The organism is Pseudomonas sp. AM4(2022) (genome assembly GCF_036346515.1).
GTDB lineage: Bacteria > Pseudomonadota > Gammaproteobacteria > Pseudomonadales > Pseudomonadaceae > Aquipseudomonas > Aquipseudomonas paracarnis.
This window is the reverse complement of record NZ_JAOTNW010000002.1, coordinates 430,412-453,482: the sequence shown is the minus strand read 5'-3', so window position 1 is coordinate 453,482 and position 23,071 is coordinate 430,412. Positions and strand designations below refer to the sequence as shown.

Sequence of the window (23,071 nt, the reverse complement as noted above, 5' to 3'; positions counted from 1 at the left end):
GGGCGGCGGAATCGTTTATCCGACGAACGATGGCATTTCGATATAACCCCTGCCTATAACCATGAAATAATTATGACAAATGCGTCTTAGGCGCTCGTATAAACGAACTACCTTATCTTCTCCCTTTTCCTACGCCTGCTTCACTGGAGCCCTCATGAACACCGCCGCATTGCGCGAGCAGATTTCCCGTGCCCATCAACACGAAGCCAGCACCGGCCAGCTCGTCAGCCAGCTGAAAAAACAAGTGCCGCACCTGCATTCGTCCATCGCCCTGGCTGACGGTGATCGCAACATGGTCATGACCCGTTTTGTGACCGCTTACATCGACCTGGTTCCTGACTTGCTCGACGCCGCCAATGACGTGGCCCGTGAGGCCGGGATTGAAAGCCAGATCAAACCGGTACTGAAAATCGCTGAACATTTCTTCCTGCAGCCGCCAGCGATTCTGGCCGGCCACGACGGCCTTGATGGCCTGCTGGATGAGGCCTACCTGGCGCATCGCCTGGTCGAAGAAGTGAACGATCTGTATATCAAGCATTTTGGCCAACCGTTGATTCCAGCGGATACCACGGTGGCCAACGTGATCGCCCATCAACTGATCGGTGAAGACTTCGCCAACCAATTGGATGAAGCCGTGCACCTGGCGGTGGATGAGATGCTTAACGAGGAAAGCTTTGCGCTGGAGTCGGTCGAGGCCTATCGCGAACAGCTCAAGAGCCCGCAGACCGAAGCGTCCTGGAAGCGCTGGCCATGCCTGTCGCGCCAGCTTGGGGTTGAGCTGTCGCTGGATCAGCCGGCATAAATCACAGCTCCAACAGGGGAGCTGGACAAGCTTTTTGTAGGAGCGAGCTTGCTCGCGAAAAACTCGCAGACGCCGCGTTTATTCAGCAAGCACGCGTTATCGTTAGCGTTTTTCGCGAGCAAGCTCGCTCCCACAAAGAACAATGACACCCACAGTTTTTTGAGGGGTCAGGCAGGCGCTGAGCCGATCCCCACTGTTGTTCTCACCCGACCTTCCAGCCGACGCTTCAACCCACGCGCCTCGATCACCAACGTCGAGCCCTTGGCCGCATTGGCCCGGCCCCATTCTTCCAACAACTCCAGGCAAGAGTGGTCGATGTAACTCAAGTTGCTCAACGGCACATGCAGGGTGGTCCCCGCAGGTACCGCCGACAACACCTGAGTCAACGCCGGCACCTTCAGAAAGGTCGCCGCCCCCGTCAAACGCAGCTCCATCTCACCTTCCTGGGGCAGGTCGATCAGGCTGACTTTCAGACGCGACGCCTTGAAGGCCAACTTGAGCAATGTGAGCCCGAAGCCCACCAGCACGCCGGTCAGCAAATCGGTAAAGATGATTGCCAGCGCGGTGGCCGCATAGGTGAACATCGGCATCCGCCCATAGCGCCCCAGCGCCTTGAACGCCTTGACGTCTACCAGCTTGATCCCGGTGTACACCAGCACACCCGCCAGGCTCGCGACCGGAATGCTCTGCAGCACGCTCGACAGCAAGAGCACGAAACCCAACAGCCACAGGCCATGGAACATCGCCGACAGACGCGTGGTAGCACCGGCCTGAACGTTAGCCGAGCTGCGCACGATCACGCCGGTCATTGGCAATGCTCCCACCAGGCCGCAGAGCATGTTGCCCACCCCTTGGGCCGACAATTCCTTATCGAAGTCGGAACGTTGACCACTGTGCATGCGGTCCACAGCTGCGGCCGACAGCAGGGTTTCGGCACTGGCAATAAACGCCACGGCGAATGCCGCGATCAGCAACTGTGGATCAGCCAGGTTCAGCAGGTCGCTGGGGCGCAGCCAGTCGATTGCGTCCGCCAGGTTTTCCGGGACTTCCACACGCTTGACCTGCAACGCCAGCACCAGGCTGGCGACGGTCGCCAGGCCCACGCCAAGCAACGCGCCAGGCACAAACCGCAGTTGTTGCGGGCGGAATTTGTCCCACAGGTACATCACCAACATCGTCGACAGGCCGAGAACGCCAGCCTGCCAGCCGAGCCCGCCGCCGAAGGTAGGAATTGCTTCAGCCAGCGCTGCCGGGAAGCCGGCCAGGTTATCCAGCCCTGACGGCTTGGGCGCGCCGTCGAGCATCACATGGATCTGCGACAGCACGATCAACACGCCAATGCCGGCCAACATACCGTAGACAACCGCCGGCGCCGTAACACGAAACCAGCAACCCAGGCGCAAACGCCCGGCCACCAGTTGCAGGAAGCCGGCCAGCAGCAGGATCGGCCCCAGCATCAGCATGCCGTGCTGGCGCACCAGTTCGAATACCAGTACCGCCAGACCCGCCGCCGGGCCGCTGACTTGCAGCGGCGAGCCGGCCAACCAGCCCACCACCAGGCCGCCGATGATGCCAGTGATCAGGCCCTTGGCCGGCGGCATGCCGGACGCAATCGCAATGCCCATGCACAGTGGCAAGGCGACCAGAAAAACAACCACCGAGGCGAGCAGCTCCCGTGGCAATACAGCTTTCAATTGAGCAGCACGCATGATGACTCTCCCGAGGCATTCGCCGGGCGCGGTAAAGCCTGGCTGCATCCATGGCAGCCACCGCATTACCCGGCAGGGAAGTGTTTTAGAAGCGCGCTTTAGGCGTCGCTGAAGGGATCGGCTCGGTGCCGTTCAGCGGTCGGAACGCCGCTTTGTCCGCATCGTAGGCCCGAATTTCGCTGGTCTCGATGTTGTAGATCCAACCATGGATAAACAAATGACCATTGGCCATGCGCGAAGCCACGGAAGGGTGGGTGCGCAAATGTTGCAGTTGGGCGATGACGTTTTCTTCGGTCAGCACCGCCATGCTCTCGCCTTCGTTGGCGCAGTCGCAGTTGTCATGGACCATGGTCTTGGCGACCTCGGCGTGACGCAACCAGGCCTTGACCGTCGGCATCTTTTCCAGGCTGTCGGGGTTGAGCACGGCACGCATGGCGCCGCAGTCCGAATGCCCGCACACGATGATGTGCTGTACGCCAAGGGCGAGCACCGCGTACTCGATGGCCGTGGAGACACCGCCGTTCATCTGACCGTAGGGCGGCACCACGTTACCGACGTTACGGGTCACGAACAGGTCGCCGGGGGAGCTCTGGGTAATCAGCTCGGGCACGATGCGCGAGTCGGCACAGGTGATGAACATCGCCCGTGGGCTCTGGGCGGTGGCGAGTTTCTTGAAGAGTTCTTCCTGCTGGGGGAAGACGTCGTGATGGAAATGCAAAAAGCCGTCAACGATATGCTGCAGCGCTGCATCGGCGGATTCCGCCACCTGAGGGGCTGAAGCCGACGCAGCCAACGGCTGTTTATCCTTATCACTCATGATTCATCCTCTTGATCAATGCAGGGGAGGGTTCAGGTCAGTTCGACGCCTTGGCGGTGAAATAGTTGTAAAACACACACCGGCCAGGCCGCCGACTCATCAGTCACTCGCTGAACAAGGTAACCGCCGAAACTTAACTCAAACTGAATGAACCGCTCTAGAACGCGGGTTTCAGTGATATCAAAACGCAACTATTCCTGCAGCAAAGTTGCACGTCTCTCCCTCAGTCTACAACAAAGCCATCTGCCTGCCCGGTGGGCAAAACACCGTGCAATCGAGGTTGAACCCTTCCCGCCGATTCAGCCCCAGGCGTTTGATTGCCTTACTGAAACGCTGCGCCAGCAAATCGGCAAACGGCCCCTCACCACGCATGCGCACGCCAAACCGGCTGTCATACACCTCACCCCCGCGCACCTGGCGCACCAGGCTCATCACATGGGCCGCACGTTGGGGGTAATGGGCCGCCAACCACTCCTCGAATAACGGCGCCACCTCCAACGGCAGGCGCAGCATCATATACGCCGCGCTTTGTGCGCCGGCCGCATGAGCTTCGGTAAGCAGGCTCTCCAGCTCGCTGTCGTTGATCATCGGGATCATTGGCGAGCACAGCACGCCCACCGGGATACCCGCGTCGCGCATTACCCGAATCGCCCGCAGCCGTGCCTTGGGCGCTGCGGTGCGCGGTTCCAGGATGCGCTTGAGCTCGTCGTCCAGGCTGGTGAGGCTGATCATCACCGCCACCAGGCGCTGGCGGGCCAACTCGGTCAGCAGGTCGAGGTCGCGCAGGATCAGCGAGCCCTTGGTGATGATAGTCACCGGGTGCCGGTAGCGCAGCAGTACTTCAAGGGTTTGCCGGGTGATCCGGTATTCGCGCTCGATTGGCTGGTACGGATCGGTATTGGAGCCCAGGTTGATCGGCGCACACACGTAGCCCGGCTTGGACAGCTGCTGTTCCAGCACATCGGCCGCGTTGCTCTTGGCAATCAATTTGGTTTCAAAGTCCAGCCCGGGCGACATGTCCCAATAGGCATGGCTAGGCCGTGCATAGCAGTAGATGCAACCATGTTCACAACCGCGATACGGATTGATGGACCGATCAAACGGCAAGTCCGGCGAGTTGTTGCGGGTGATGATGGTCTTGGCCGTTTCGATACGCACTTCGGTGCCTTGGGTCGGCGGCACTTCCTGGTACCAACCGTCGTCCTCGGCCACGCTGACGGTGGGTGCAAAGCGATTATGCAGATTGGTGGCCGTACCCCGGCCACGGGGCGGCAGCGCAGTAGACATGAAAACGCCTCGATACTGTTTTTATATACAGTATCGAGGCGCGTGGGTTCTGACCAGTGCCGTTGGGCGGCCAGCGAACTTATCAGTGCTTTTGCGTCACCTGCCCCAGGTCATCGCCCGAGGTGGTGTGCAGATCGTTTTTGCGCAGATCCGCCACATCGCTGGCCTTGACCGGCGCGCCCTGGTTGCCCCAGCTGCCACGGATAAAACTGACCACATCCGCCACTTCCTGGTCCGACAGACGCCAGGCGAACGCCGGCATGGTGAAGGTTGACGGCGCCGCATGGGTGGCCGGCAAGGTGCCGCCGTTCAACACAATGTTGATCAACGACGTGGCATCTGCCGTCTGCAACACCGGGTTGCCCGCCAGCGCCGGGAATACCCGCGTATAGCCATGGCCGTCGGTACGGTGGCAGGCCGCGCAGTTGTCGATATACACCGACGCACCCGGCTTGCTGTCATCCCCCTTCCACAGCGCTTGCGCTACCTGCTTGTCGTACTGGTGCGGCTGATCCTTGGGATCGACCGCCGGCAGGCTCTTGAGGTAACGGGCGATAGCGGTCAGGTCCTCTTGAGACATGTACTGCATGCTGTGCACGACCACATCACTCATGCCACCGAACACCGCGCTGCGGTCGCTGCGACCGGTCTTGAGGAACTGCACCAACTGCTCCTCGCTCCAGCTGCCGAGGCCGTCCTTGTGGTCGCCGCGCAGGCTTTTGGCAATCCAGCCTTCCAACGGCGCACTGCCAGACAGGAAGGCGCTGCCGTCCGTGGCACTCAGCGCTTTTTCCTGCATGGTCAGGGCGCGCGGCGTATGGCAGGCGCCGCAATGTCCGAGACCTTCCACCAGGTAGGCACCGCGATCGATCACCGGGTCGACAGCGGCTTGCGGCTGATGCGCCTCGACCGCTGGGGCAAACATCCAGCGCCAGGCCGCCAACGGCCAACGCATGCTCAGGGGCCAGGGAATATCGCTGTCCTTGTTTTCCTGGGCAACCGGTTCGACCCCCTTCATGAAGTACGCATACAACGCTTGCATATCGCTGTCGCTGACGCGTGCGTAAGACGGGTAGGGCATCGCCGGGTAAAGCGTACTACCGTTCTTGGCGACGCCATGGCGCACGGCCTTGTCGAAATCCTCGAAGCTGTAGTCGCCCAGGCCGGTCTTGTCCGGGGTGATGTTGGTGGAATAGATCACGCCAATCGGTGTTTCCATCGGCAGGCCGCCAGCGAAGGGCTTGCCCCCCTTGGCGGTATGGCAGGCGACACAGTCGCCGGCGCGCGCCAGGTATTCACCCTGTTTGATCAAATCGGTTTCGGCAGCGCTGATCGAGCAGCTGCTGAACAGCGCCAGGGAGGCGATAACGAGTGCTTTCATGGTCATCGCTCCTTATGCCTGAACCAGTGGGCCGGGGTTTTTGAGGTACTGCTCGCGAATCGCGCGAGCCGACCAATAGGTCAACGCTGCCACCAGGCCGGTAGGGTTGTAGCCCAACCCTTGTGGGAAAGCGGAAGCACCGGGGACAAAGACGTTGTGCACATCCCAGCTCTGCAAGTAGCGGTTCAACGCACTGGTTTTCGGGTCGGTGCCCATGATCGCGCCACCGTTGAGGTGGGTGGTCTGGTACGAGGCGGTATTGAAATGCTCACCGACCTTTTTACCCAACACGGCGATGGCCTTGGGGTTCATGGCCTGGGCCACTTTGCCCATTTTTTCCATCATGAAGCGGTTCATCTTGATGTCGTTTTCTTGCCAGTCGAAGGTCATGCGCAGCAGCGGCAGGCCGTAGGCATCGCGGTAAACCGGGTCCAGGTCCAGGTAGTTGCTGCGGTAGGACTGATGGGCACCGTGGGAGTCCATTGAGACCTGATGGGTGTAGTAATCGGCGGTGGCGCGCTTCCAGGCGCTGCCCCAGGCCGGCGTGCCCGGCGGGTTGGACGTACCGGCAATCGGCCGGCTGCCCGCCTGGTTGACCCACATCGGCGAACCACCCACAAAGCCATGGGGGCCATGGTCAAAGTTGTCGGCGTTGAAGTCGTCGATGGCCACGCCATTGCCGCCCGCGCCGATAAAGTTGTTGGTGTGGGTGTCCTTGTCGAAGAACGCCTTGATGGTGCCCATGTTCTGGTAGGCGAAGTTGCGGCCTACCACACCCTCGTTGGTAATCGGGTCGTAGGGTTTGCCGATGCCGGACAGCAGCATCAGGCGCACGTTATGGAACTGGAATGCGCCAAGGATCACCAGGTCGGCCGGTTGTTCGCATTCGCGGCCCTGGGCGTCGATGTAGGTCACGCCGGTGGCTTTCTTCTTGGTGCTGTCGAGGTTGACCTTGAGCACGTGGGAATTGGGGCGCAGCTCGAAGTTAGGCACCTGGCGCAAGGCCGGCAGGATGTTCACGTTCGGCGAAGCCTTGGAGTACATGTAGCACACGTAGCCACTGCAAAAACCGCAGAAGTTGCACGGGCCCATCTGCGCACCGTAGGGGTTGGTGTACGGCCCCGACGTGTTGGCTGAAGGCAGGTTGTAAGGTTTATAACCTACGTCGGTCGCCGCTTTCTGAAACAGCTGGGCGGAAACGGTATTTTTCTGCGCCTCAAGCGGGAACGGGTTGGAGCGATCCGGCGCGTAGGGGTTGCCGCCACGGCCTTCGCCGACCAGCTGGCCCTTGACTGTCCAGGCTTGCCCGGAGGTGCCAAAGACTTTTTCCGCATAGTCGAAAAACGGCTCCAGCTCTTCATAGCTGACGCCGAAGTCCTGGATGGTCATGTCCTTGGGAATAAAATTCTTCCCGTAGCGCTCTTCGTAATGGCTGCGCATGCGCAGCTCAATCGGGTCGACGCGAAAATGCACGCCCGACCAGTGCAGTCCGGCACCACCAACGCCATTACCCGGCAAGAACGCGCCCAACTGACGATTGGGCAGGGCAACGTCATTCACGCTGTGGCGAATGGTCACCGTTTCTTTGGAGATGTCCTGGAACAGCTTCTTACGCACGCTGTAGGTCAGTTCGTCGATGACCTGGGGATAGTTGCCGTCTGGGTAAGTGTCCTGCATCGGGCCGCGCTCCAGCGCTACCACGTTGAGGCCCGCCTCTGTCAGCTCTTTGGCCATGATCGCGCCCGTCCAGCCGAAGCCCACAATCACTGCATCCACTTTCTTCATGATGGTCGCCACGTTTACGCCCTCTCTCCGCGAATGGAAACAGCCGGGAAGGGGTATTGCTCGTTGCGTTCCACCCAATCCATGAAATCGGCGCGGGCGCCGGGGAAGCCGATCATGGTCCAGCCGACCATGCCTTTATTACCGCCGTGGATAGGGTCGCAGAAGAAGCCTTCCTTGGTGTTTTGCAGCAAAAGGTTAAAGAACATCTTGGGTGGCACGGCGTCGAAGTGCGCCGCCACTTCGCTGCCGCCAGCCTCCAGACGCCTAAGCATATCGTCTCGGGTAGCGCTGTCTTGCGCAGCAAAAGCCTTACCGTTGAACGCTTTCGACCACGCATCCGTAGCAGCAATGCCGAGGCGATAGATCTCCTTGGGTACCAATTTGCTTTGCCAGCCCATCTCCGGCGCCGCATCGGCGTTGAACGGGCCTTGCATGAACCACAGGGCGCCACTGGCGTAAGGGGTGTTCATCTGGCGGTCGATGTATTCCGGCGCGCCAGCCTCCAAGGCACCGGGGCCCTGGGCGTCAGCGGGAATCAAGCGCTCGACGGCGGCGTTGATAAACGCCCATTCCTCGGCCGTGAAATAGCTTGGCTCGTAGGCTTTATCGCTCACCGCAGGCTTGGCCGGCTCGGCCTGGGCCGGTTCCGGAGTGGCCATCAACATCGAACCGCCAAGGCCGGTGCTGGCAACCGTGACCACCGGGATCAAGGTCAAGGATTTGCGTAAAAAGTCACGCCGGGGGTTGTCTTGATCTTGATCAGACATAGGTACACCTCATCATGTGGTCACGGGTTTATCCGCCGCTTCTGGGAGCAGCGTGAAGGCTTTGCCGCTAATTGGATCCAAGCAGACACAGCACAATGGCAAACATTAGTTACAAATGATAGCAGGCTAAGAATTCAGAGACGTCGATTCGGTGACAAAAACACCGGATCAGATCGCAAGAATCACGATTCTTTGACGCGGACCTCACGCCGTATTGACCCGCCGTGAGCGAGTCTGTGGCCCATCAGCCACTTCCTCGCTCGGTCACAACGTTCATGTTCAACTCACGCTTACTGCTCGTTCTCGGCCTGGCGCTCATGAGCCTGTTCAACACCGTACAAGCCGATGAGGCTGCGTCGATCCGCTCGCCGGAATGGGCCCAGCCGGTGGGTAACCAATACAACCTGCACCAAATGACACCCACGCTCTATCGCAGCGCATTGCCGGATGGGCGTGCGCTGCCGTTATTGCAAAAACTCAAGATCGTTACGGTCATCAACTTCCTGCCAGAATCTGATGCGCAGTGGCTCCAACCATCTGATATCAAACAGGTGCAGTTGAGCTATCGCACCAACCACATCGACGATGCCGACGTGCTGGCGGCGATCAGAGCGATTCAGGCAGCAGAGGCCGATGGCCCGGTATTGATGCACTGCAAGCACGGCGCCGACCGCACCGGCCTGATGGCAGCGATGTATCGGGTGGTGGTTCAAGGGTGGAGCAAGGAGGACGCGCTGAACGAAATGACCTTGGGCGGCTTTGGCAGCAGCAATGGTTTCAAGGATGGCGTTCGCTACATGATGAAAGCTGATGTCGACAAGTTGCGTACAGCTTTGGCGAATGGGGATTGCAGCACCAGCGCCTTTGCGTTGTGTTCAATGAAAGACTGGATCACCACAACGGGTAAGGAAGAGAAAAAATTGTAGGAGCGAGCTTGCTCGCGAAAAACTCAACAGCGCCGCTGTTTATCCTGGAAACGCGCGTTATCGTTGACGTTCTTCGCGAGCAAGCTCGCTCCTACAGTGAGTGCCGGCTTAGTCTTTTTTCAGCTTCGGGTTCGGGAAAAACTGCACTGCCTGCACTTTAGGATCCGCCGGCGCTTTCAACGCGGTGGTATTGACCCTTGTGCCCAATTCCTTGGGCACCGAGAGGCCTTGATCATTCAGCGTATCGGTATACCCGCACGCCACGCATTCGCGGTGCGGCACGCTGTCTTCGGTCCACATCTTCAACTTGTCCGGCTCGCTGCACGCCGGGCAGACCGCTCCGGCGATAAATTGCTTTTTGGTGATCACTGGCCCTTCACTCATGCTGCCGCGTCCTCACTCAGGCCGCTGTGGCGCAAGAGTGCGTCAATCGACGGCGCGCGTCCGCGGAAATCGACGAACAGCACCATCGGCGCCTGGGAGCCGCCACGGGCCAGGATGGCTTCACGGAACGCACGCCCGGTCTGGGCGTTGAGCACACCGTCTTCCTCAAACTTGGAGAAGGCGTCCGCCGACAACACTTCCGCCCATTTGTAGCTGTAGTAACCCGCCGCATAACCGCCGGCAAAGATGTGCGCGAAGCTGTTGGGGAAGCGGTTGTAGGCCGGAGGGCGCATGACCGAGACGTCATCGCGCACGCCTTCAAGCACCTGGGCCACGCTGCGACCATCGCCATGGGTGGCGTGCAGTTCAAAGTCGAACAGCGAGAACTCCAGCTGACGCACCATCATCAGGCCGGACTGGAAGTTTTTCGCCGCGAGCATTTTCTCCAGCAGGTCCTGGGGCAGTGGCTCACCGGTTTCGTAATGGCCGGAGATCAGCGCCAGGCCTTCAGGCTCCCAGCACCAGTTCTCCATGAATTGGCTCGGCAATTCCACCGCGTCCCACGCCACACCGTTGATACCGGATACGCCGGCGTGTTCCACGCGGGTGAGCAGGTGATGCAGGCCGTGGCCGAATTCGTGGAACAGAGTAGTGACTTCATCGTGGGTCAGCAGGGCAGGCTTGCCACTGTCGGCCGGGGTGAAGTTGCACACCAGGTCGGCGACGGGGCTTTGCAGCACACCATCAAGGGTACGGCGGCGGTCACGGGCACCGTCCATCCAGGCACCGCCACGCTTGTTGGCGCGGGCATACAGGTCAAAGAAGAAGCGCCCGACGTGCTCGCCGTTCTCCTTGATCTCGAACAAACGCACATCCGGGTGCCAGGTGTCGAAGCCTTTAAGCTCGGCGATCTCGATGCCGTAGAGACGCTGCACAATGGCGAACAGGCCGCCCAGCACTTTGTCGATGGGGAAGTAGGCGCGTAGCGCTTCCTGGGACACGCTGTAGCGCTGCTCACGCAGTTTTTCGCCGTAGAAACCGCTGTCCCAGCTTTGCAGATCGGCGCAGCCTTGCTCGGCGGCGTAGGCCTTGAGTTGCTGCAGGTCCTGGGTGGCAAATGGCTTGCTGCGCTTGGCCAGGTCACGCAGGAAGCTCAGCACCTGGTCGCTGGACTCGGCCATCTTGGTGGCCAGGCTCAGCTCGGAGAACGACGCATAACCCAACAGCTGGGCCAGTTCCTGACGCAGGTCGAGGATCTGTTCCATCACCGGGCCGTTATCGTTCTGACCGGCATTCGGGCCTTGGTCCGAGGCACGGGTGCAATAGGCGGCGTACACCTCTTCACGCAGGGCACGATCCTGGGCGTAGGTCATGACGGCGTAGTAGCTGGGGAATTCCAAGGTGATCAGCCAGCCGTCGAGGCCCTTGGCCTGGGCGGCGGCAGCCATTTGCGCCTTGGCCGAATCGGTCAGGCCGGCAAGGGTGACTTCATCGGTGACGTGCTTGGTCCAGGCCTGGGTGGCGTCCAGCAACTGGTTGGAGAATTTGCTGCCCAATTCGGACAGCTTGCTCTGCACCTCGGCGTAGCGTTTTTGCTGCTCCGGCGACAAATCGATACCCGACAGGCGAAAGTCACGCAGGGAGTGTTCCAGAATGGTTTTTTGCGCCACATCGAAACCGGCAGTTTCCGGGCTGTTGGCCAGGGCTTCGAAGGCCTGGAACAGCTCACGGTTCTGGCCCATTTCGGTGGAGTAGGCGCTCAATGCCGGCAGGCACGCCTCGTAGGCTTCGCGCAGTTCGGCGCTGTTGCACACGGCATTGAGGTGGCTGACCGGGCTCCAGGCGGCGCCGAGGCGATCATTGAGTTCATCCATGGCGAGGACCAGGCCGGCCCACGTCGGGTTTTTACCCTGGCTTTGCAGGATCTCTGCGATTGCCACGCGGTTGTCGGCGAGGATCTGTTCGATGGCCGGCTGCACGTGCTCGGCACGGATCGCCGAGAACGGCGGCAGGTCGTAGGGCTGCAAAAGAGGGTTGTTCGCGCTCACGGTGGGCACCTTGGCTGAAGAAACATGTAGAACAAAGATGGGGCCATCTTAATTACAATCAACACCCACCGCAGCTATCAGCAGAAGAGAGAGAGGCTATCGTGACCCTTCGCACCTATCAGAACCACACGCCAACCCTCGGCGCCGGGGCGTTTGTCGATATTTCAGCGGTGGTGATCGGCGATGTCGAAATCGGCACTGACAGCTCGGTTTGGCCGCTGACAGTGATCCGCGGCGACATGCACCGCATCCGCATCGGTGCGCGCACCAGCGTGCAAGACGGCTGCGTGCTGCACATTACCCATGCCGGGCCGTTCAATCCGCAGGGTTTCCCGTTGCTGATCGGCGACGACGTGACCATCGCCCACAAGGTCATGCTGCATGGCTGCACCGTGGGTAGCCGCGTCCTGATCGGCATGGGCAGTATCGTGATGGATGGCGCCGTGGTCGAAGACGACGTGATCATCGGCGCCGGCAGCCTGGTGCCGCCAGGCAAGAAACTCGACAGTGGTTTTTTGTATGTGGGCAGCCCGGTTAAACAGGTTCGCGCATTGACTGACAAAGAACGCGCCTTTTTCACCTACAGCGCCGCGAACTACGTGAAGCTCAAAGACCTGCACCTGGCTGAAGGATTCGATCAATGACCCTGCATCACCCCACCGTTCTGTTCGACCTGGACGGCACCCTCACCGACCCACGCGAGGGCATCACCCGTTCGATCCAGTACGCCCTGGCCAAGCTGGGCATTGATGAGCCCGACCTGACCAAGCTCGAGCACTTCATCGGCCCGCCCTTGCTGCAGGCGTTCATGCAGTTTTACGCCTTCGACGAGGCCAAGGCATGGGAGGCGGTGAATTTCTACCGTGAGCGCTTCAAGGTTACCGGCCTGTACGAAAACCGTGTGTTCGACGGCGTCATGCCGTTATTGGAAGAGCTGAACAGCCAAGGACGCCAGCTGTACGTCGCCACCTCCAAACCGTGGGAGTTTGCCCGCGAGATTGCGCGGCATTTCGACTTTGCCAAGCACTTCAAGGTGATCTACGGCAGCGAATTGGACGGCACACGCACCAACAAGGTCGAGTTGATCGCACATTTGATGCGTGAGGAACGGCTGGACCCGGCCACCACCTTGATGATCGGTGATCGCAAGCATGACCTGATCGGGGCACGCAGTAATGGGCTGGATTCGGCCGCCGTGGGGTATGGGTTTGGTAGTTTTGAAGAGCTGAATGCCGAGGCGCCGACCTGGCATTTCGAGACGTTGGCGCAGATGCACCAGGCGTTTTTGCAGCGCTCTTAAGAGCGCTTTCGCAGGCAAGCCAGCTCCCACAGTTGACCGATTTTCAACATGAGAATGCGGTCAACTGTGGGAGCTGGCTTGCCTGCGATAAGGCCCTAACGGCCAACCGTCTCCAACTGCCTCAACGCCGCTTTACGCTGCTCCACCGGCAGCTCACCCAACTTCTCCACCGCCGCATAAAACCTCACCCAATCCCCTCCTTCTCGCGCAAACAACGCCGCAAACGCCGGTACCCACTGGTCATACAACCCAAACGGCAAAAGCCGAGCGTTATTCATCGGCTGGTTGATCCAGGCGTCATAACGCTTGTCACCACCCCATTGGCTATCACGCAGGTGCCGGTATTCGCTGCGCAACTGCTCGAATTGCGCCGCTTTGGCCCGGCGCATCGCGTCCGCTGCCAACGGCTGTGCGTACAACGCCTCCAGACGTTTGCGGGTATCGAGAATCAGCCGGATAAATTGATCGCGTTGCTTCAACGCCGCATCGCCGACAGGCGCCAGGCCCCGCGCCGCACGCCATTGTCGGGTGCCTTCCTGCTCGACAAAACTGGCATAGGACTCGTTGAACTCGGTGTCATCCTTCACGTAGAAGCGCTGGTGGGCCAGCTCATGGAAAATCAGCGTAGCGAGGCGCTCATCGCCCCAGCTCATCATCGAACTCATGATCGGGTCGTTGAACCAGCCCAGGGTGGAATAGGCCTCCACGCCACCGATCGACACATCCATGCCCTGTTGCCGCAACAGCGCCGCCTCGCCCCGTGCCGCGCCTTGGTTGTAGTAGCCGCGATAGGCGACGCAACCGGCGATGGGAAAGCAATGGTTCTGTGGTGACAGAGAAAATTCCTGCGTGGCGAAGACATTCCAGACCACATAGGGTCGGCCGATATCGGCATAGAGCCGGTAACTTTGGTTGTCAGGCAGATGCAGGTGTTCACTGGCAAAGGTTCGGGCTTTCTGCGATTGAGCCAGATGCTCGCGCAGCACTGACGGGCGGGCAGGGTCGGCGATGACCTCGGCTACCGGTTCCCGCGCCCGCAACAGGTGCCACTGGCCGCTCGCCAACTGGCCGTAATAACCGACACTGGAACAGCCGCTAAGCAGCACAACCATCAGCCCTGGAAGAAAACGCCTGATCATGCACTGACTGCTCCTGGGTGATTGGTTCGCCAGACTATCGCGCTTGCAGGGGATTTTTCCACGGCGTGGCGTGTTTATACTCAAGCCTCTCTTCGTGCTGAGTACCTACCATGCGTCCGTTCCTGTTCCCCGTCGCCGCCCTGTTGCTCAGCGCTTGCACCTCGACCCCCATCCCCCCCGTGGACCCGCAGCAGGCCTGGGTCGATTTCACCACGCCCACCCCGGGTTCCAAGTTGGTAATGGCTCAGCGCCTGGACGGGAAAAACCTCGACGACGGGCGCTTTTTTCAAATGCCTCCCGGCCCTCACGAGCTGATGGTGCGCTTTGACTTTGAAGTGCCCGCCGGCGGCGGCCTGGGTGGCCTCAGCCAGATGATGTATCGCACCTGCTTCATGACGCTGCAGTACGACCACTTTCAGGCCGGCCAGCGCTATGTGCTGGAAGGGCGATCACTGGCGTTCACGCCCAACATCCGGCTGTACGACTCAACCCGCCAGTTATTGGCCGAAGAGCGCAGCGTGAACTGCATCTGAGTCAGTCGTTGTTCTTTTGGTAGATGATGCGCTTGGTGCCGTTTTCGCAAGAACCAACAATCATGGCTTCGTCATGGTTCTTGGCTTCTTCGGCGGTGATGATTTCCAGGGTGTAGGACGGAATCGCCTTGGCCTGGATGTTCACTTCGATTTCTTTCCTGAGCTCTTCACAATCTTTTGGCGCGGCCACGGCCGAAGTGGCCAATACACCGCAGATGATTGCCAAGGCAAAACGTTTCATGTGTGTAGCTCCCTGAATGCGCTGCGCACGAGTGTGCGCCTAGGCTGCATGGGCTATTCGACCACATTTTGCAAATACGAGTTCTGATTTAACGCAGAACTAAAAATGTGGGAGCGGGCTCGCTCGCGAATACCGAGTGTCAGCCACCGAAGATATCGGCTGATCCACCGCATTCGCGAGCGAGCCCGCTCCCACATAAGATGACTGCTGTGTCAGTTGACCAGCGTGGCATCCAAGGTGATGGTTGCATTCAGTACCTTGGATACCGGGCACCCTTCCTTGGCTTTTTTGCTCAGTTCATCGAACTGTGCCTGGCTCGCGCCTGGGATTTTGGCCTTCAGGATCAGATGCACTGCTGTAATCGCAAAGCCGCCCTCGACCTGGTCCAGAGTCACTTCGGCCTGGGTGTCGATGCTGTCAGCCTTGAGCCCGGCGTCGCCGAGAATCATGGAAAACGCCATGGAGAAACAGCCGGCGTGAGCCGCGCCGATCAATTCTTCAGGGTTAGTACCCTTGCCGCCCTCGAAGCGGGCCTTGAAGCCGTAGGGCGCTTCGCGCAGCACGCCGGTTTCCGTGGAAATGGAGCCCAGGCCAGTCTTCAGGTCGCCTTCCCAATGCGCGGATGCCTTTTTAACGATACTCATAGCTTTCTCCTCGAACGGTGGTTTTGCGTCAGTAAGGGTTCTGAGGATAGACGTCAAAATAAAGTTCATTCGTAAGAGAAACCTAGCAATCCAGTAGGAAATTTCAGAGCCACCTATTGAATCTCGGGTATATGCCCTCATTGCATAGAGCATGCACATGAAGCGGCAGGTTTTGGTTCGTCTAGAAAGCCTGCGCCCCCATTGGAGAAGCAGGCTTATGAAATCGCTGTCCGACGTAAAGTTCTCGACCCTCGACCTCGTGCCCGTACGCGCCAACGGCAGCCCGGCGCAGTCGCTGCGCAACTCCCTGGACCTGGCCCAGCATGTGGAAAAGTTCGGCTATCACCGTTTCTGGGTAGCCGAGCACCACAATATGGACGGCATCGCCAGTTCGGCCACCTCGGTACTACTCGGTTACCTGGCGGGCGGCACCTCGACCATTCGCGTGGGTTCCGGCGGCGTGATGCTGCCTAACCACGCGCCACTGGTGATCGCCGAGCAGTTCGGCACTCTGGAGAGCCTCTACCCTGGCCGTATTGACCTGGGCTTGGGGCGTGCGCCCGGTTCCGACCAGATGACCGCCCGCGCCTTGCGCCGTGAACGCTCCGGCAGTGCCGATGACTTCCCCGAAGATGTGGCCGAGCTGATGGCCTACCTGGGCCCGCGTACCCCCGACCAACGGGTAATCGCCGTGCCGGGCACCGGCACCAACGTGCCAGTGTGGCTGTTGGGTTCAAGCCTGTTCAGCGCGCAATTGGCCGGTGAGCGTGGCTTGCCTTACGCCTTCGCCTCCCATTTCGCGCCGCGCCTGATGCACGAAGCGATTCGCGTGTACCGCAATCACTTCAAGCCTTCGGCGGTGCTGGACAAGCCCTACGTGATGCTCGGCATTCCGCTGGTGGCGGCAGACACCGATGAGCAGGCCGATTACCTGGCCACCTCGGTGTACCAGCGTATTCTCGCGTTGATGCGCGGCCAGAGCCTGGTGCAGCGCCCTCCAGTAAAAACCATGGACGGCCTGTGGTTGCCTCACGAAAAAGACGCGGTGGGCAGCTTCCTCGGCCTGGCCATGGTGGGCAGCCCGGCGAAGATTCGCGGCAAGTTGGAGGTGTTGATCGAGCAGACCGGCGCTGATGAGCTGATTTTTACCAGTGACCTGTATGAGCACGCCGACCGGATTCATTCCTACGAGCTGCTCGCACAAGTGATGAAGGGCTGAATGGTAAAACGATATACCTGTGGCGAGGGAGCTTGCTCCCGCTGGAGTGCGCAGCGCTCCCATTTTTTTTTGGGCCGCTACGCAGCCCAGCGGGAGCAAGCTCCCTCGCCACAGATGCGTAGGTCTTACGCACGGGGTTAGCCGCGCTTGTAGGCGATTTCCTTGGTGCCACCTTCGCAGGTGCCAACCACTGTGTGGTCACTTGGCGTAGCGCCTTTGTCCACCACTTCCAGCGAATACCCCGAAGCGCCCTTGGCATCGATTTTCGCTGCGATTTCGCTTTTCAGCTCTTCACAAGGCTTGCCCGCAGCCATAGCGGTACCCGCAATGCTCAACAACCCTACCGCTAACAGAAACTTCTTCATCCGTTACTTTCCTTGCGCTGATCAAAAAGAGCGTGCCGACGCTCATCACGTCGGCACCCGTTGTTTGTAGCGCAGGTTATGGCAATCGGCCAGCGGGCAAAGTTCAACTCTGCCGATCAACTACTGGCAATACGGAATCCCACTTTGAGCGTGACCTGGAAGTGTGCAGCCTTGCCATCCTTGATGTGACCACGGGTTTCGGTCACCTCAAACCATTCCAGATGCTTGATGCTCTTGTTGGCTTCGGCCAGGGCATTGTTGATCGCGTCTTCGATGCTGGTGGTGGAAGAGCCTACCAGTTCGACTTTCTTGTACGTGTGATGATCACTCATGGCGTTTCTCCTTTAGGTCGTCAATCAAGACTAGCAGCGAATGTGCGTACTGCTTCAGGCGACCGTCGGGAGACGAAAGTTCAGAATTACTGCACTTTCTGAAACCGGCGCAGTCGGTATCTACACACGCCACTCAATCACTTCAGGAGATGTCCACATGGCCAACACTTCTTTACGCAAAGCGTCGCTGGAAAGCATGGAAGCCGAGATTTCGAGCCTGCTCAAATCTCTGGAGAGCCTCAAGGACGACGCGTCCGATGAGTCGCGCAAAACGCTGAAGGCCTTGAAAAGCAATGCCGAGAACGCGCTCAAGCACTCTCGCCACCTGATCAGCGACGCCTACGAAGAAAGCAAAGTCAAAATCCGCGAAACCAGTGCGGCTACCCGCGACTACGCTCAAGAGCACCCATGGACGACCGCTGGCGTCGCCGTGGGCGCGCTGGGCCTGCTGGCGGCTTACCTGCTGTGCAAACGCGGTGACTGATTGACCGGTTACACCGGTTGACGCAACAGCTCAGCCTTGAGCCATTGCGCCAACTGCCCGGCGCGCCCGTCTGCGGCGCGCTTGGGTAGCCACAACGCCAGGTGCGCCGGGGTTTCACTGAACCCCCACGGCGCCACCAGGCGACCCGCTCGCAGGTCCTCTGCCACCAGCGGTTCTGGCGCAATCGCCACCCCCAAGCCGGCAACGGCCGCTTCCAGCAAATAATACAAATGCTCAAACCCCTGGCCGAGCTTCAGCGCGCCGGGCTCGATGCCGTGTTGCCGTGCCCAACTGGGCCAGGCTTGCGGCCTTGAGGTGGTGTGGAGCAAGGCGTGCTCCAGCAGATCCGACGCTGGAGCCTGACGCAGTTGCTCAAAACCGGCAAAGCGTGGGCTCAAGACCGGGCCGATACGCTCGCTGGCCAGCTCATACACCTGCATATCCGCCGGCCACGGCGGCTCAGCGAATACCAGCAAGGCATCCAGCCCCGGGCGGCGCGGGTCCAGATCGCCTTCGCCCGCCGACAGGTGCAGGCGCAAATCCGGCAAGTCGGCATTCAACCGCCCCAGCCGAGGGATAAACCAACGCGCCAGCAAACTTCCCGAACACCCGAGCACGAAGGGTGCATCGGCGCCGCGCTGGGTCAGTTCGGCGCACACGTCGCGCAAACGCTCGAAAGCTTCCGCGCTCGCGTCGCGAAGCCTTATACCCGCATCTGTGAGTTTAAGGCCGCGCCCATCCTTGACGAACAGGCTCACACCCAAGTGCTCCTCCAGCACTTTCAACTGTCGGCTGACCGCGCCGTGCGTCACATGTAATAGCTCCGCAGCCTGGCTGACGCTGTTAAAGCGGGCGGTGGCTTCAAAAGCGCGCAAGGCATTGAGGGGAGGGAGGTCGCGGCTCATCTGTGAGTTTTCCTGACAGGTTACGGCGATCTTATCGGTTTTCACGCCAAGGCGTCACGAGTAGAGTGACCGTCATTGCCTTTAAACACATTATTTCCTGGAGCGTCCCATGACTCAGTCCCAGACCGATCTACGCAACGGCCCTGACGCCAACGGCCTGTTTGGTGCGTTCGGCGGCCGCTACGTCGCTGAAACTCTGATGCCGTTGATCCTCGACCTGGCCCGTGAATACGAAGCGGCCAAGGTAGATCCGGCGTTCAATGAAGAATTGGCCTACTTCCAGCGCGATTATGTCGGACGCCCAAGCCCGCTGTACTTTGCCGAACGCCTCACCGAGTTCTGCGGCGGCGCCAAGATCTACCTCAAGCGCGAAGAGCTCAACCACACCGGCGCGCACAAGATCAACAACTGCATCGGCCAGATCCTGCTGGCCCGGCGCATGGGCAAGAAACGCATCATCGCCGAGACCGGCGCTGGCATGCACGGCGTGGCCACCGCGACCGTGGCGGCGCGCTTTGGCCTGCAATGCGTGATCTACATGGGCACCACCGACATCGAGCGCCAGCAGGCCAACGTGTTTCGCATGAAGCTGCTGGGCGCCGAGGTCATCCCCGTGGTCGCCGGCACCGGCACCCTCAAAGACGCGATGAACGAAGCGCTGCGCGATTGGGTAACCAACGTCGACAGCACCTTCTACCTGATCGGCACCGTGGCCGGCCCACACCCATATCCGGCGATGGTGCGCGACTTCCAGGCCGTGATCGGCAAGGAAACCTGCACCCAGTTGCAAGCCCAGGAAGGCCGCCTGCCGGACAGCCTGGTGGCGTGCATCGGCGGCGGCTCCAACGCCATGGGCTTGTTCCACCCATTCCTGGATGACACCAGCGTCGAGATCATCGGCGTTGAAGCCGCCGGCCATGGCATCGAAACCGGCAAGCACGCCGCCAGCCTCAACGGCGGCGTCCCGGGCGTGCTGCACGGCAACCGCACCTTCCTGCTGCAGGACGACGACGGCCAGATCATCGACGCCCACTCGATTTCCGCAGGCCTGGACTACCCCGGCATTGGCCCGGAACACGCCTGGTTGCATGACATCGGCCGCGTCCAGTACACCTCGGTAACGGACGATGAAGCCCTGGAAGCCTTCCACAAATGCTGCCGCCTAGAAGGGATCATTCCGGCACTGGAAAGCGCCCACGCCCTGGCTGAAGTATTCAAGCGCGCGCCAAACTTGCCCAAGGATCACCTGATGGTGGTCAACCTCTCGGGCCGTGGCGACAAAGACATGCAGACCGTGATGCACCATATGGAACAGTCCAAGCAGGAGAAACACTGATGAGCCGCCTGCAAACCCGCTTTGCGCAACTCAAGGAACAAAACCGCGCCGCCCTGGTGACCTTCGTCACCGCTGGCGACCCCGGCTATGACACCTCGCTGGCGATCCTCAAGGGCTTGCCGGCCGCTGGCGCCGACGTGATCGAACTGGGCATGCCCTTCACCGACCCGATGGCCGACGGCCCGGCCATTCAACTGGCCAATATCCGCGCGCTGGCCGCCAAGCAGAACCTGTTGAAAACCCTGCAGATGGTTCGCGAGTTCCGCCAGGACAACAACGACACGCCGCTGGTGTTGATGGGCTATTTCAACCCGATCCATAAATATGGCGTGTCGCAGTTCATTGCCGATGCCAAGGCAGCTGGCGTCGACGGCCTGATCGTGGTGGACATGCCCCCCGAGCACAACGGCGAGCTGTGCGACCCGGCCCAGGCCGCAGGCATCGACTTTATCCGCCTGACCACGCCGACCACCGATGACGTGCGCCTGCCTACTGTGCTCAATGGCAGCTCCGGGTTTGTGTATTACGTGTCGGTCGCCGGTGTCACCGGGGCGGGTGCCGCCACCCTGGAACACGTCGAAGAAGCCGTGACCCGCCTGCGCCGCCATACCGACCTGCCGATCAGCATCGGCTTTGGTATCCGCACGCCGGACCAAGCCGCGGCCATCGCACGCCTGGCTGACGGGGTGGTCGTGGGTTCGGCGCTGATCGATCACATCGCCACGGCCAAGAACGACCAGCAAGCCATTGATGGCGTGCTGACCCTGTGCGCGGCACTGTCGGAAGGTGTACGCAACGCACGCAAGTAAGCTGCACGTCGCAACAACCGCTGCTTATACGCTAGGCTTCAAAGGAGGTGGGCATGTCGCCCACCTCCTTTTTTAACGCACTTCGTGCCCTTTGCCGTCTAACCACCTTCGCAAGCCCCGCAGTCCTTGCCCCTCGGTCGTTAAGTTAGCCGCATCAGAAGTCATTCTTGGCTCTTAGGAGTACATCATGGCATTTGATCTCATCACCGTTTCAGACCGTCGCCACTCCACCCTGCAAAAGGGTTTCAATCTGCGCTGGCCCTTGGGCAATGTGCAGGGCCAGTCTTCGCCCAATGGCGCCAACCTGATTTACCTTTGCCGCAGCCCGCAAGACATCATGGAGGCCGCCGCCCAGGCATTGGCCCTGCCCAATGGACGCATCACCGTACGCAGCGGCGGTCATTGTTACGAAGGGTTTGTCGCCAACAAGATGCCCGACAGCCCGGATGAGGTGCTGTCGATCCTGGATATCAGCGCGCTGAACCGAGTGGTCTACGATGCCAGCGGCCAGATCGGTTCCGAGCTGAACCCCACGCAGCCCTTTCGCTACCGCTTTCGCCTGGAGGCCGGCGGCCAGAACTGGGACGCCTATGGCGCGTTGTACAAGCTGGCCAACAAAACCTTGCCCGGCGGCTCATGCTATAGCGTGGGCCTGGGCGGACACATTTGCGGTGGCGGCTACGGGCTGCTGTCGCGCAAGTATGGACTGGTGTGTGACTGGCTCAGCGGGGTCGATATCCTGGTGCCTGATAGTCAAGGTAAAGGGCTCGAACCGCGCCATGTCAGCAGGGACAGCACACAACAGGACGAATTGGACCTGTTCGCCGCTTGCTGCGGTGCGGGGGGTGGTCAATTCGGCATTATCACCAGCTATTACTTCAAGGACCTGCCACCGGCCCCCAAAGAAGTACTGTGGCTGGCGTTGGAATGGGATTGGTCAGTACTGACCCAGGATGCACTAAACAATCTGCTGGTGGCTTACCAGCTATGGTTTGCCACCCATCAGAACAACCCGGACACCTGGGGACTGGCAACCAAACTGGAAATGCGCCACGAGCACACAGGCAATATCACCCTGGGCATCCATTATGTGGACAAGGATGGTGAGCTGAACGACCGTGCGCCCTTCGATGATTTTGTCGACAATATGCTCACGGCCATCGGCTTGCCTGCCACCGAGTCGCTGGTGCCGTTTCATGTGGTCCATTTGCCGCCTGGCACAGCCCGCGGGCGCCCCATCGACTCAGTGTCATCTGCCCAGGCTGCGGCGCGGCGCCTGGATTGGCTGGTGTGCCAGCAAACATTGAATGGTTCGGGAGACAATCAGCGTGGGCGCTATAAATCGGCCTATCAGAAAGGTGAGTTCAGCCCTCTCGTACTAGGGGCCATCTGGCGGACCTTGACCTGGCCAGACCCTGACAACCACCTGACACAAAGCCTGATCCAGATTCAGTCCTTCGGCGGCCAGATCAACGCCGCCAGCGCGCCCGTGCGCAAGGAGTCGTCGGCCGCCCAGCGTTCGTCCTTCCTCAAGTGGCAGCCCCAATGTTATTGGCACGGCGACAGCGCCGCCGCGGACCAAGCCCATGCTGACTGGATCCGAGGGCTGTACTTCAACGCGTTTGCCGATGCTCAAGGTGTACCGCTCAACAACGCGTTCGAAGGCTGCTACATCAATTACCCCGACCTCGACATGACTTACGCAGGGGGTAATCCGGCCAACGGCAAAAACCCCCAGTGGTACAAAATATTCTTTCCCGACCTGATGATCGAAAGCCGCTTGCGCCGTACCAAACAGCGCTGGGACCCGCACAATGTATTTCGCAACGAGATGTCGGTGCCGTAGAACGAAAAAAGG

24 protein-coding genes are annotated in these 23,071 nt (G+C 60.1%); 10 read left to right on the top strand and 14 right to left on the bottom strand.

Annotated features, from left to right (window positions below; translation table 11 throughout):
• The first annotated feature begins 154 nt into the window (after window positions 1-154).
• On the top strand, window positions 155-802 hold the full coding sequence (locus ODQ19_RS04405) for a hypothetical protein (protein ID WP_003187334.1): 648 nt from the start codon (window positions 155-157) through the stop codon (window positions 800-802).
• Between the two features lie 167 nt (window positions 803-969).
• Here the strand turns inward: ODQ19_RS04405 and ODQ19_RS04400 are convergent, their stop codons facing one another.
• The 6 genes from ODQ19_RS04400 to ODQ19_RS04375 form a co-directional block, all read right to left on the bottom strand.
• On the bottom strand, window positions 970-2,511 hold the full coding sequence (locus ODQ19_RS04400) for a SulP family inorganic anion transporter (RefSeq protein ID WP_014716321.1): 1,542 nt from the start codon (window positions 2,509-2,511) through the stop codon (window positions 970-972).
• Window positions 2,512-2,596: 85 nt separating this feature from the next.
• Window positions 2,597-3,328, bottom strand: coding sequence for a carbonic anhydrase (locus ODQ19_RS04395; protein ID WP_003187331.1), 732 nt, complete (start codon window positions 3,326-3,328; stop codon window positions 2,597-2,599).
• 228 nt (window positions 3,329-3,556) lie between these two features.
• Window positions 3,557-4,615 carry a PA0069 family radical SAM protein gene (locus tag ODQ19_RS04390; RefSeq protein ID WP_330209421.1) on the bottom strand — a complete coding sequence of 353 codons (1,059 nt, stop codon included), beginning with the start codon at window positions 4,613-4,615 and terminating at the stop codon, window positions 3,557-3,559.
• An 82-nt stretch (window positions 4,616-4,697) separates the two neighbouring features.
• Window positions 4,698-5,996: a cytochrome c gene (locus tag ODQ19_RS04385; protein ID WP_212613678.1), complete on the bottom strand. Its 1,299-nt coding sequence runs from the start codon at window positions 5,994-5,996 to the stop codon at window positions 4,698-4,700.
• Window positions 5,997-6,008: 12 nt separating this feature from the next.
• The gene (locus tag ODQ19_RS04380) at window positions 6,009-7,793 is read right to left on the bottom strand and encodes a GMC family oxidoreductase (protein WP_032894333.1); all 1,785 of its coding nucleotides are present in this window, start codon (window positions 7,791-7,793) and stop codon (window positions 6,009-6,011) included.
• A 2-nt stretch (window positions 7,794-7,795) separates the two neighbouring features.
• The gene (locus ODQ19_RS04375) at window positions 7,796-8,548 is read right to left on the bottom strand and encodes a gluconate 2-dehydrogenase subunit 3 family protein (RefSeq protein ID WP_003187325.1); all 753 of its coding nucleotides are present in this window, start codon (window positions 8,546-8,548) and stop codon (window positions 7,796-7,798) included.
• Between the two features lie 275 nt (window positions 8,549-8,823).
• Between ODQ19_RS04375 and ODQ19_RS04370 the strand changes: the two genes are divergently transcribed.
• Window positions 8,824-9,474, top strand: a complete 651-nt coding sequence (locus ODQ19_RS04370) for a tyrosine-protein phosphatase (protein WP_330209439.1) — start codon at window positions 8,824-8,826, stop codon at window positions 9,472-9,474.
• A 108-nt stretch (window positions 9,475-9,582) separates the two neighbouring features.
• Here ODQ19_RS04370 and ODQ19_RS04365 read toward each other — a convergent pair whose 3' ends face one another.
• Both ODQ19_RS04365 and prlC read right to left on the bottom strand, forming a co-directional pair.
• Window positions 9,583-9,858 (bottom strand): YheV family putative zinc ribbon protein, encoded by a 276-nt coding sequence (locus tag ODQ19_RS04365; protein WP_020301415.1) that lies wholly within the window; start codon window positions 9,856-9,858, stop codon window positions 9,583-9,585.
• Window positions 9,855-11,906, bottom strand: a complete 2,052-nt coding sequence (gene prlC / locus ODQ19_RS04360) for an oligopeptidase A (RefSeq protein ID WP_330209420.1) — start codon at window positions 11,904-11,906, stop codon at window positions 9,855-9,857. The genes ODQ19_RS04365 and prlC overlap by 4 nt, the downstream gene beginning before the upstream one ends.
• Window positions 11,907-12,007: 101 nt before the next feature.
• Between prlC and ODQ19_RS04355 the strand changes: the two genes are divergently transcribed.
• On the top strand, window positions 12,008-12,550 hold the full coding sequence (locus ODQ19_RS04355; RefSeq protein WP_072435314.1) for a gamma carbonic anhydrase family protein: 543 nt from the start codon (window positions 12,008-12,010) through the stop codon (window positions 12,548-12,550).
• Window positions 12,547-13,206, top strand: a complete 660-nt coding sequence (locus ODQ19_RS04350) for an HAD family hydrolase (RefSeq protein ID WP_330209419.1) — start codon at window positions 12,547-12,549, stop codon at window positions 13,204-13,206. Before ODQ19_RS04355 ends, ODQ19_RS04350 begins: the two co-directional genes overlap by 4 nt.
• 95 nt (window positions 13,207-13,301) lie before the next feature.
• Here the strand turns inward: ODQ19_RS04350 and ODQ19_RS04345 are convergent, their stop codons facing one another.
• The gene (locus ODQ19_RS04345) at window positions 13,302-14,345 is read right to left on the bottom strand and encodes an aminopeptidase (protein ID WP_330209418.1); all 1,044 of its coding nucleotides are present in this window, start codon (window positions 14,343-14,345) and stop codon (window positions 13,302-13,304) included.
• Between the two features lie 110 nt (window positions 14,346-14,455).
• Between ODQ19_RS04345 and ODQ19_RS04340 the strand changes: the two genes are divergently transcribed.
• Complete coding sequence (locus ODQ19_RS04340) at window positions 14,456-14,878, top strand: PA0061/PA0062 family lipoprotein (RefSeq protein ID WP_116668149.1); 423 nt, start codon at window positions 14,456-14,458, stop codon at window positions 14,876-14,878.
• A gap of 1 nt (window position 14,879) precedes the next feature.
• Here the strand turns inward: ODQ19_RS04340 and ODQ19_RS04335 are convergent, their stop codons facing one another.
• Both ODQ19_RS04335 and ODQ19_RS04330 read right to left on the bottom strand, forming a co-directional pair.
• Window positions 14,880-15,119: a DUF1161 domain-containing protein gene (locus tag ODQ19_RS04335; RefSeq protein ID WP_330209417.1), complete on the bottom strand. Its 240-nt coding sequence runs from the start codon at window positions 15,117-15,119 to the stop codon at window positions 14,880-14,882.
• 212 nt (window positions 15,120-15,331) lie between these two features.
• Window positions 15,332-15,763: an OsmC family protein gene (locus tag ODQ19_RS04330; protein ID WP_003187311.1), complete on the bottom strand. Its 432-nt coding sequence runs from the start codon at window positions 15,761-15,763 to the stop codon at window positions 15,332-15,334.
• A gap of 217 nt (window positions 15,764-15,980) precedes the next feature.
• Between ODQ19_RS04330 and ODQ19_RS04325 the strand changes: the two genes are divergently transcribed.
• Window positions 15,981-16,982 (top strand): LLM class flavin-dependent oxidoreductase, encoded by a 1,002-nt coding sequence (locus ODQ19_RS04325; RefSeq protein ID WP_034129211.1) that lies wholly within the window; start codon window positions 15,981-15,983, stop codon window positions 16,980-16,982.
• A gap of 137 nt (window positions 16,983-17,119) precedes the next feature.
• Here the strand turns inward: ODQ19_RS04325 and ODQ19_RS04320 are convergent, their stop codons facing one another.
• Together ODQ19_RS04320 and ODQ19_RS04315 are read right to left on the bottom strand one after the other, a co-directional pair.
• Window positions 17,120-17,347, bottom strand: a complete 228-nt coding sequence (locus tag ODQ19_RS04320) for a DUF1161 domain-containing protein (protein WP_014716308.1) — start codon at window positions 17,345-17,347, stop codon at window positions 17,120-17,122.
• A gap of 116 nt (window positions 17,348-17,463) precedes the next feature.
• Window positions 17,464-17,679, bottom strand: a complete 216-nt coding sequence (locus ODQ19_RS04315; protein ID WP_005783406.1) for a dodecin — start codon at window positions 17,677-17,679, stop codon at window positions 17,464-17,466.
• A gap of 157 nt (window positions 17,680-17,836) precedes the next feature.
• Between ODQ19_RS04315 and ODQ19_RS04310 the strand changes: the two genes are divergently transcribed.
• Window positions 17,837-18,163, top strand: a complete 327-nt coding sequence (locus ODQ19_RS04310; RefSeq protein ID WP_003187304.1) for a DUF883 family protein — start codon at window positions 17,837-17,839, stop codon at window positions 18,161-18,163.
• An 8-nt stretch (window positions 18,164-18,171) separates the two neighbouring features.
• Here the strand turns inward: ODQ19_RS04310 and ODQ19_RS04305 are convergent, their stop codons facing one another.
• Window positions 18,172-19,068 carry a LysR family transcriptional regulator gene (locus tag ODQ19_RS04305; protein WP_330209416.1) on the bottom strand — a complete coding sequence of 299 codons (897 nt, stop codon included), beginning with the start codon at window positions 19,066-19,068 and terminating at the stop codon, window positions 18,172-18,174.
• Between the two features lie 109 nt (window positions 19,069-19,177).
• Here ODQ19_RS04305 and trpB point away from each other — a divergent pair, with 109 nt between their 5' ends.
• From trpB to ODQ19_RS04290, 3 genes are all read left to right on the top strand, one after another.
• Window positions 19,178-20,404 carry a tryptophan synthase subunit beta gene (gene trpB, locus ODQ19_RS04300; RefSeq protein WP_330209415.1) on the top strand — a complete coding sequence of 409 codons (1,227 nt, stop codon included), beginning with the start codon at window positions 19,178-19,180 and terminating at the stop codon, window positions 20,402-20,404.
• Window positions 20,404-21,213 (top strand): tryptophan synthase subunit alpha, encoded by an 810-nt coding sequence (gene trpA / locus ODQ19_RS04295; RefSeq protein ID WP_014716305.1) that lies wholly within the window; start codon window positions 20,404-20,406, stop codon window positions 21,211-21,213. Before trpB ends, trpA begins: the two co-directional genes overlap by 1 nt.
• A gap of 187 nt (window positions 21,214-21,400) precedes the next feature.
• A complete protein-coding gene (locus tag ODQ19_RS04290; protein WP_330209414.1) occupies window positions 21,401-23,059 on the top strand; it encodes an FAD-dependent oxidoreductase in 1,659 nt (552 codons plus the stop codon).
• The last annotated feature ends 12 nt before the right edge of the window (window positions 23,060-23,071 follow it).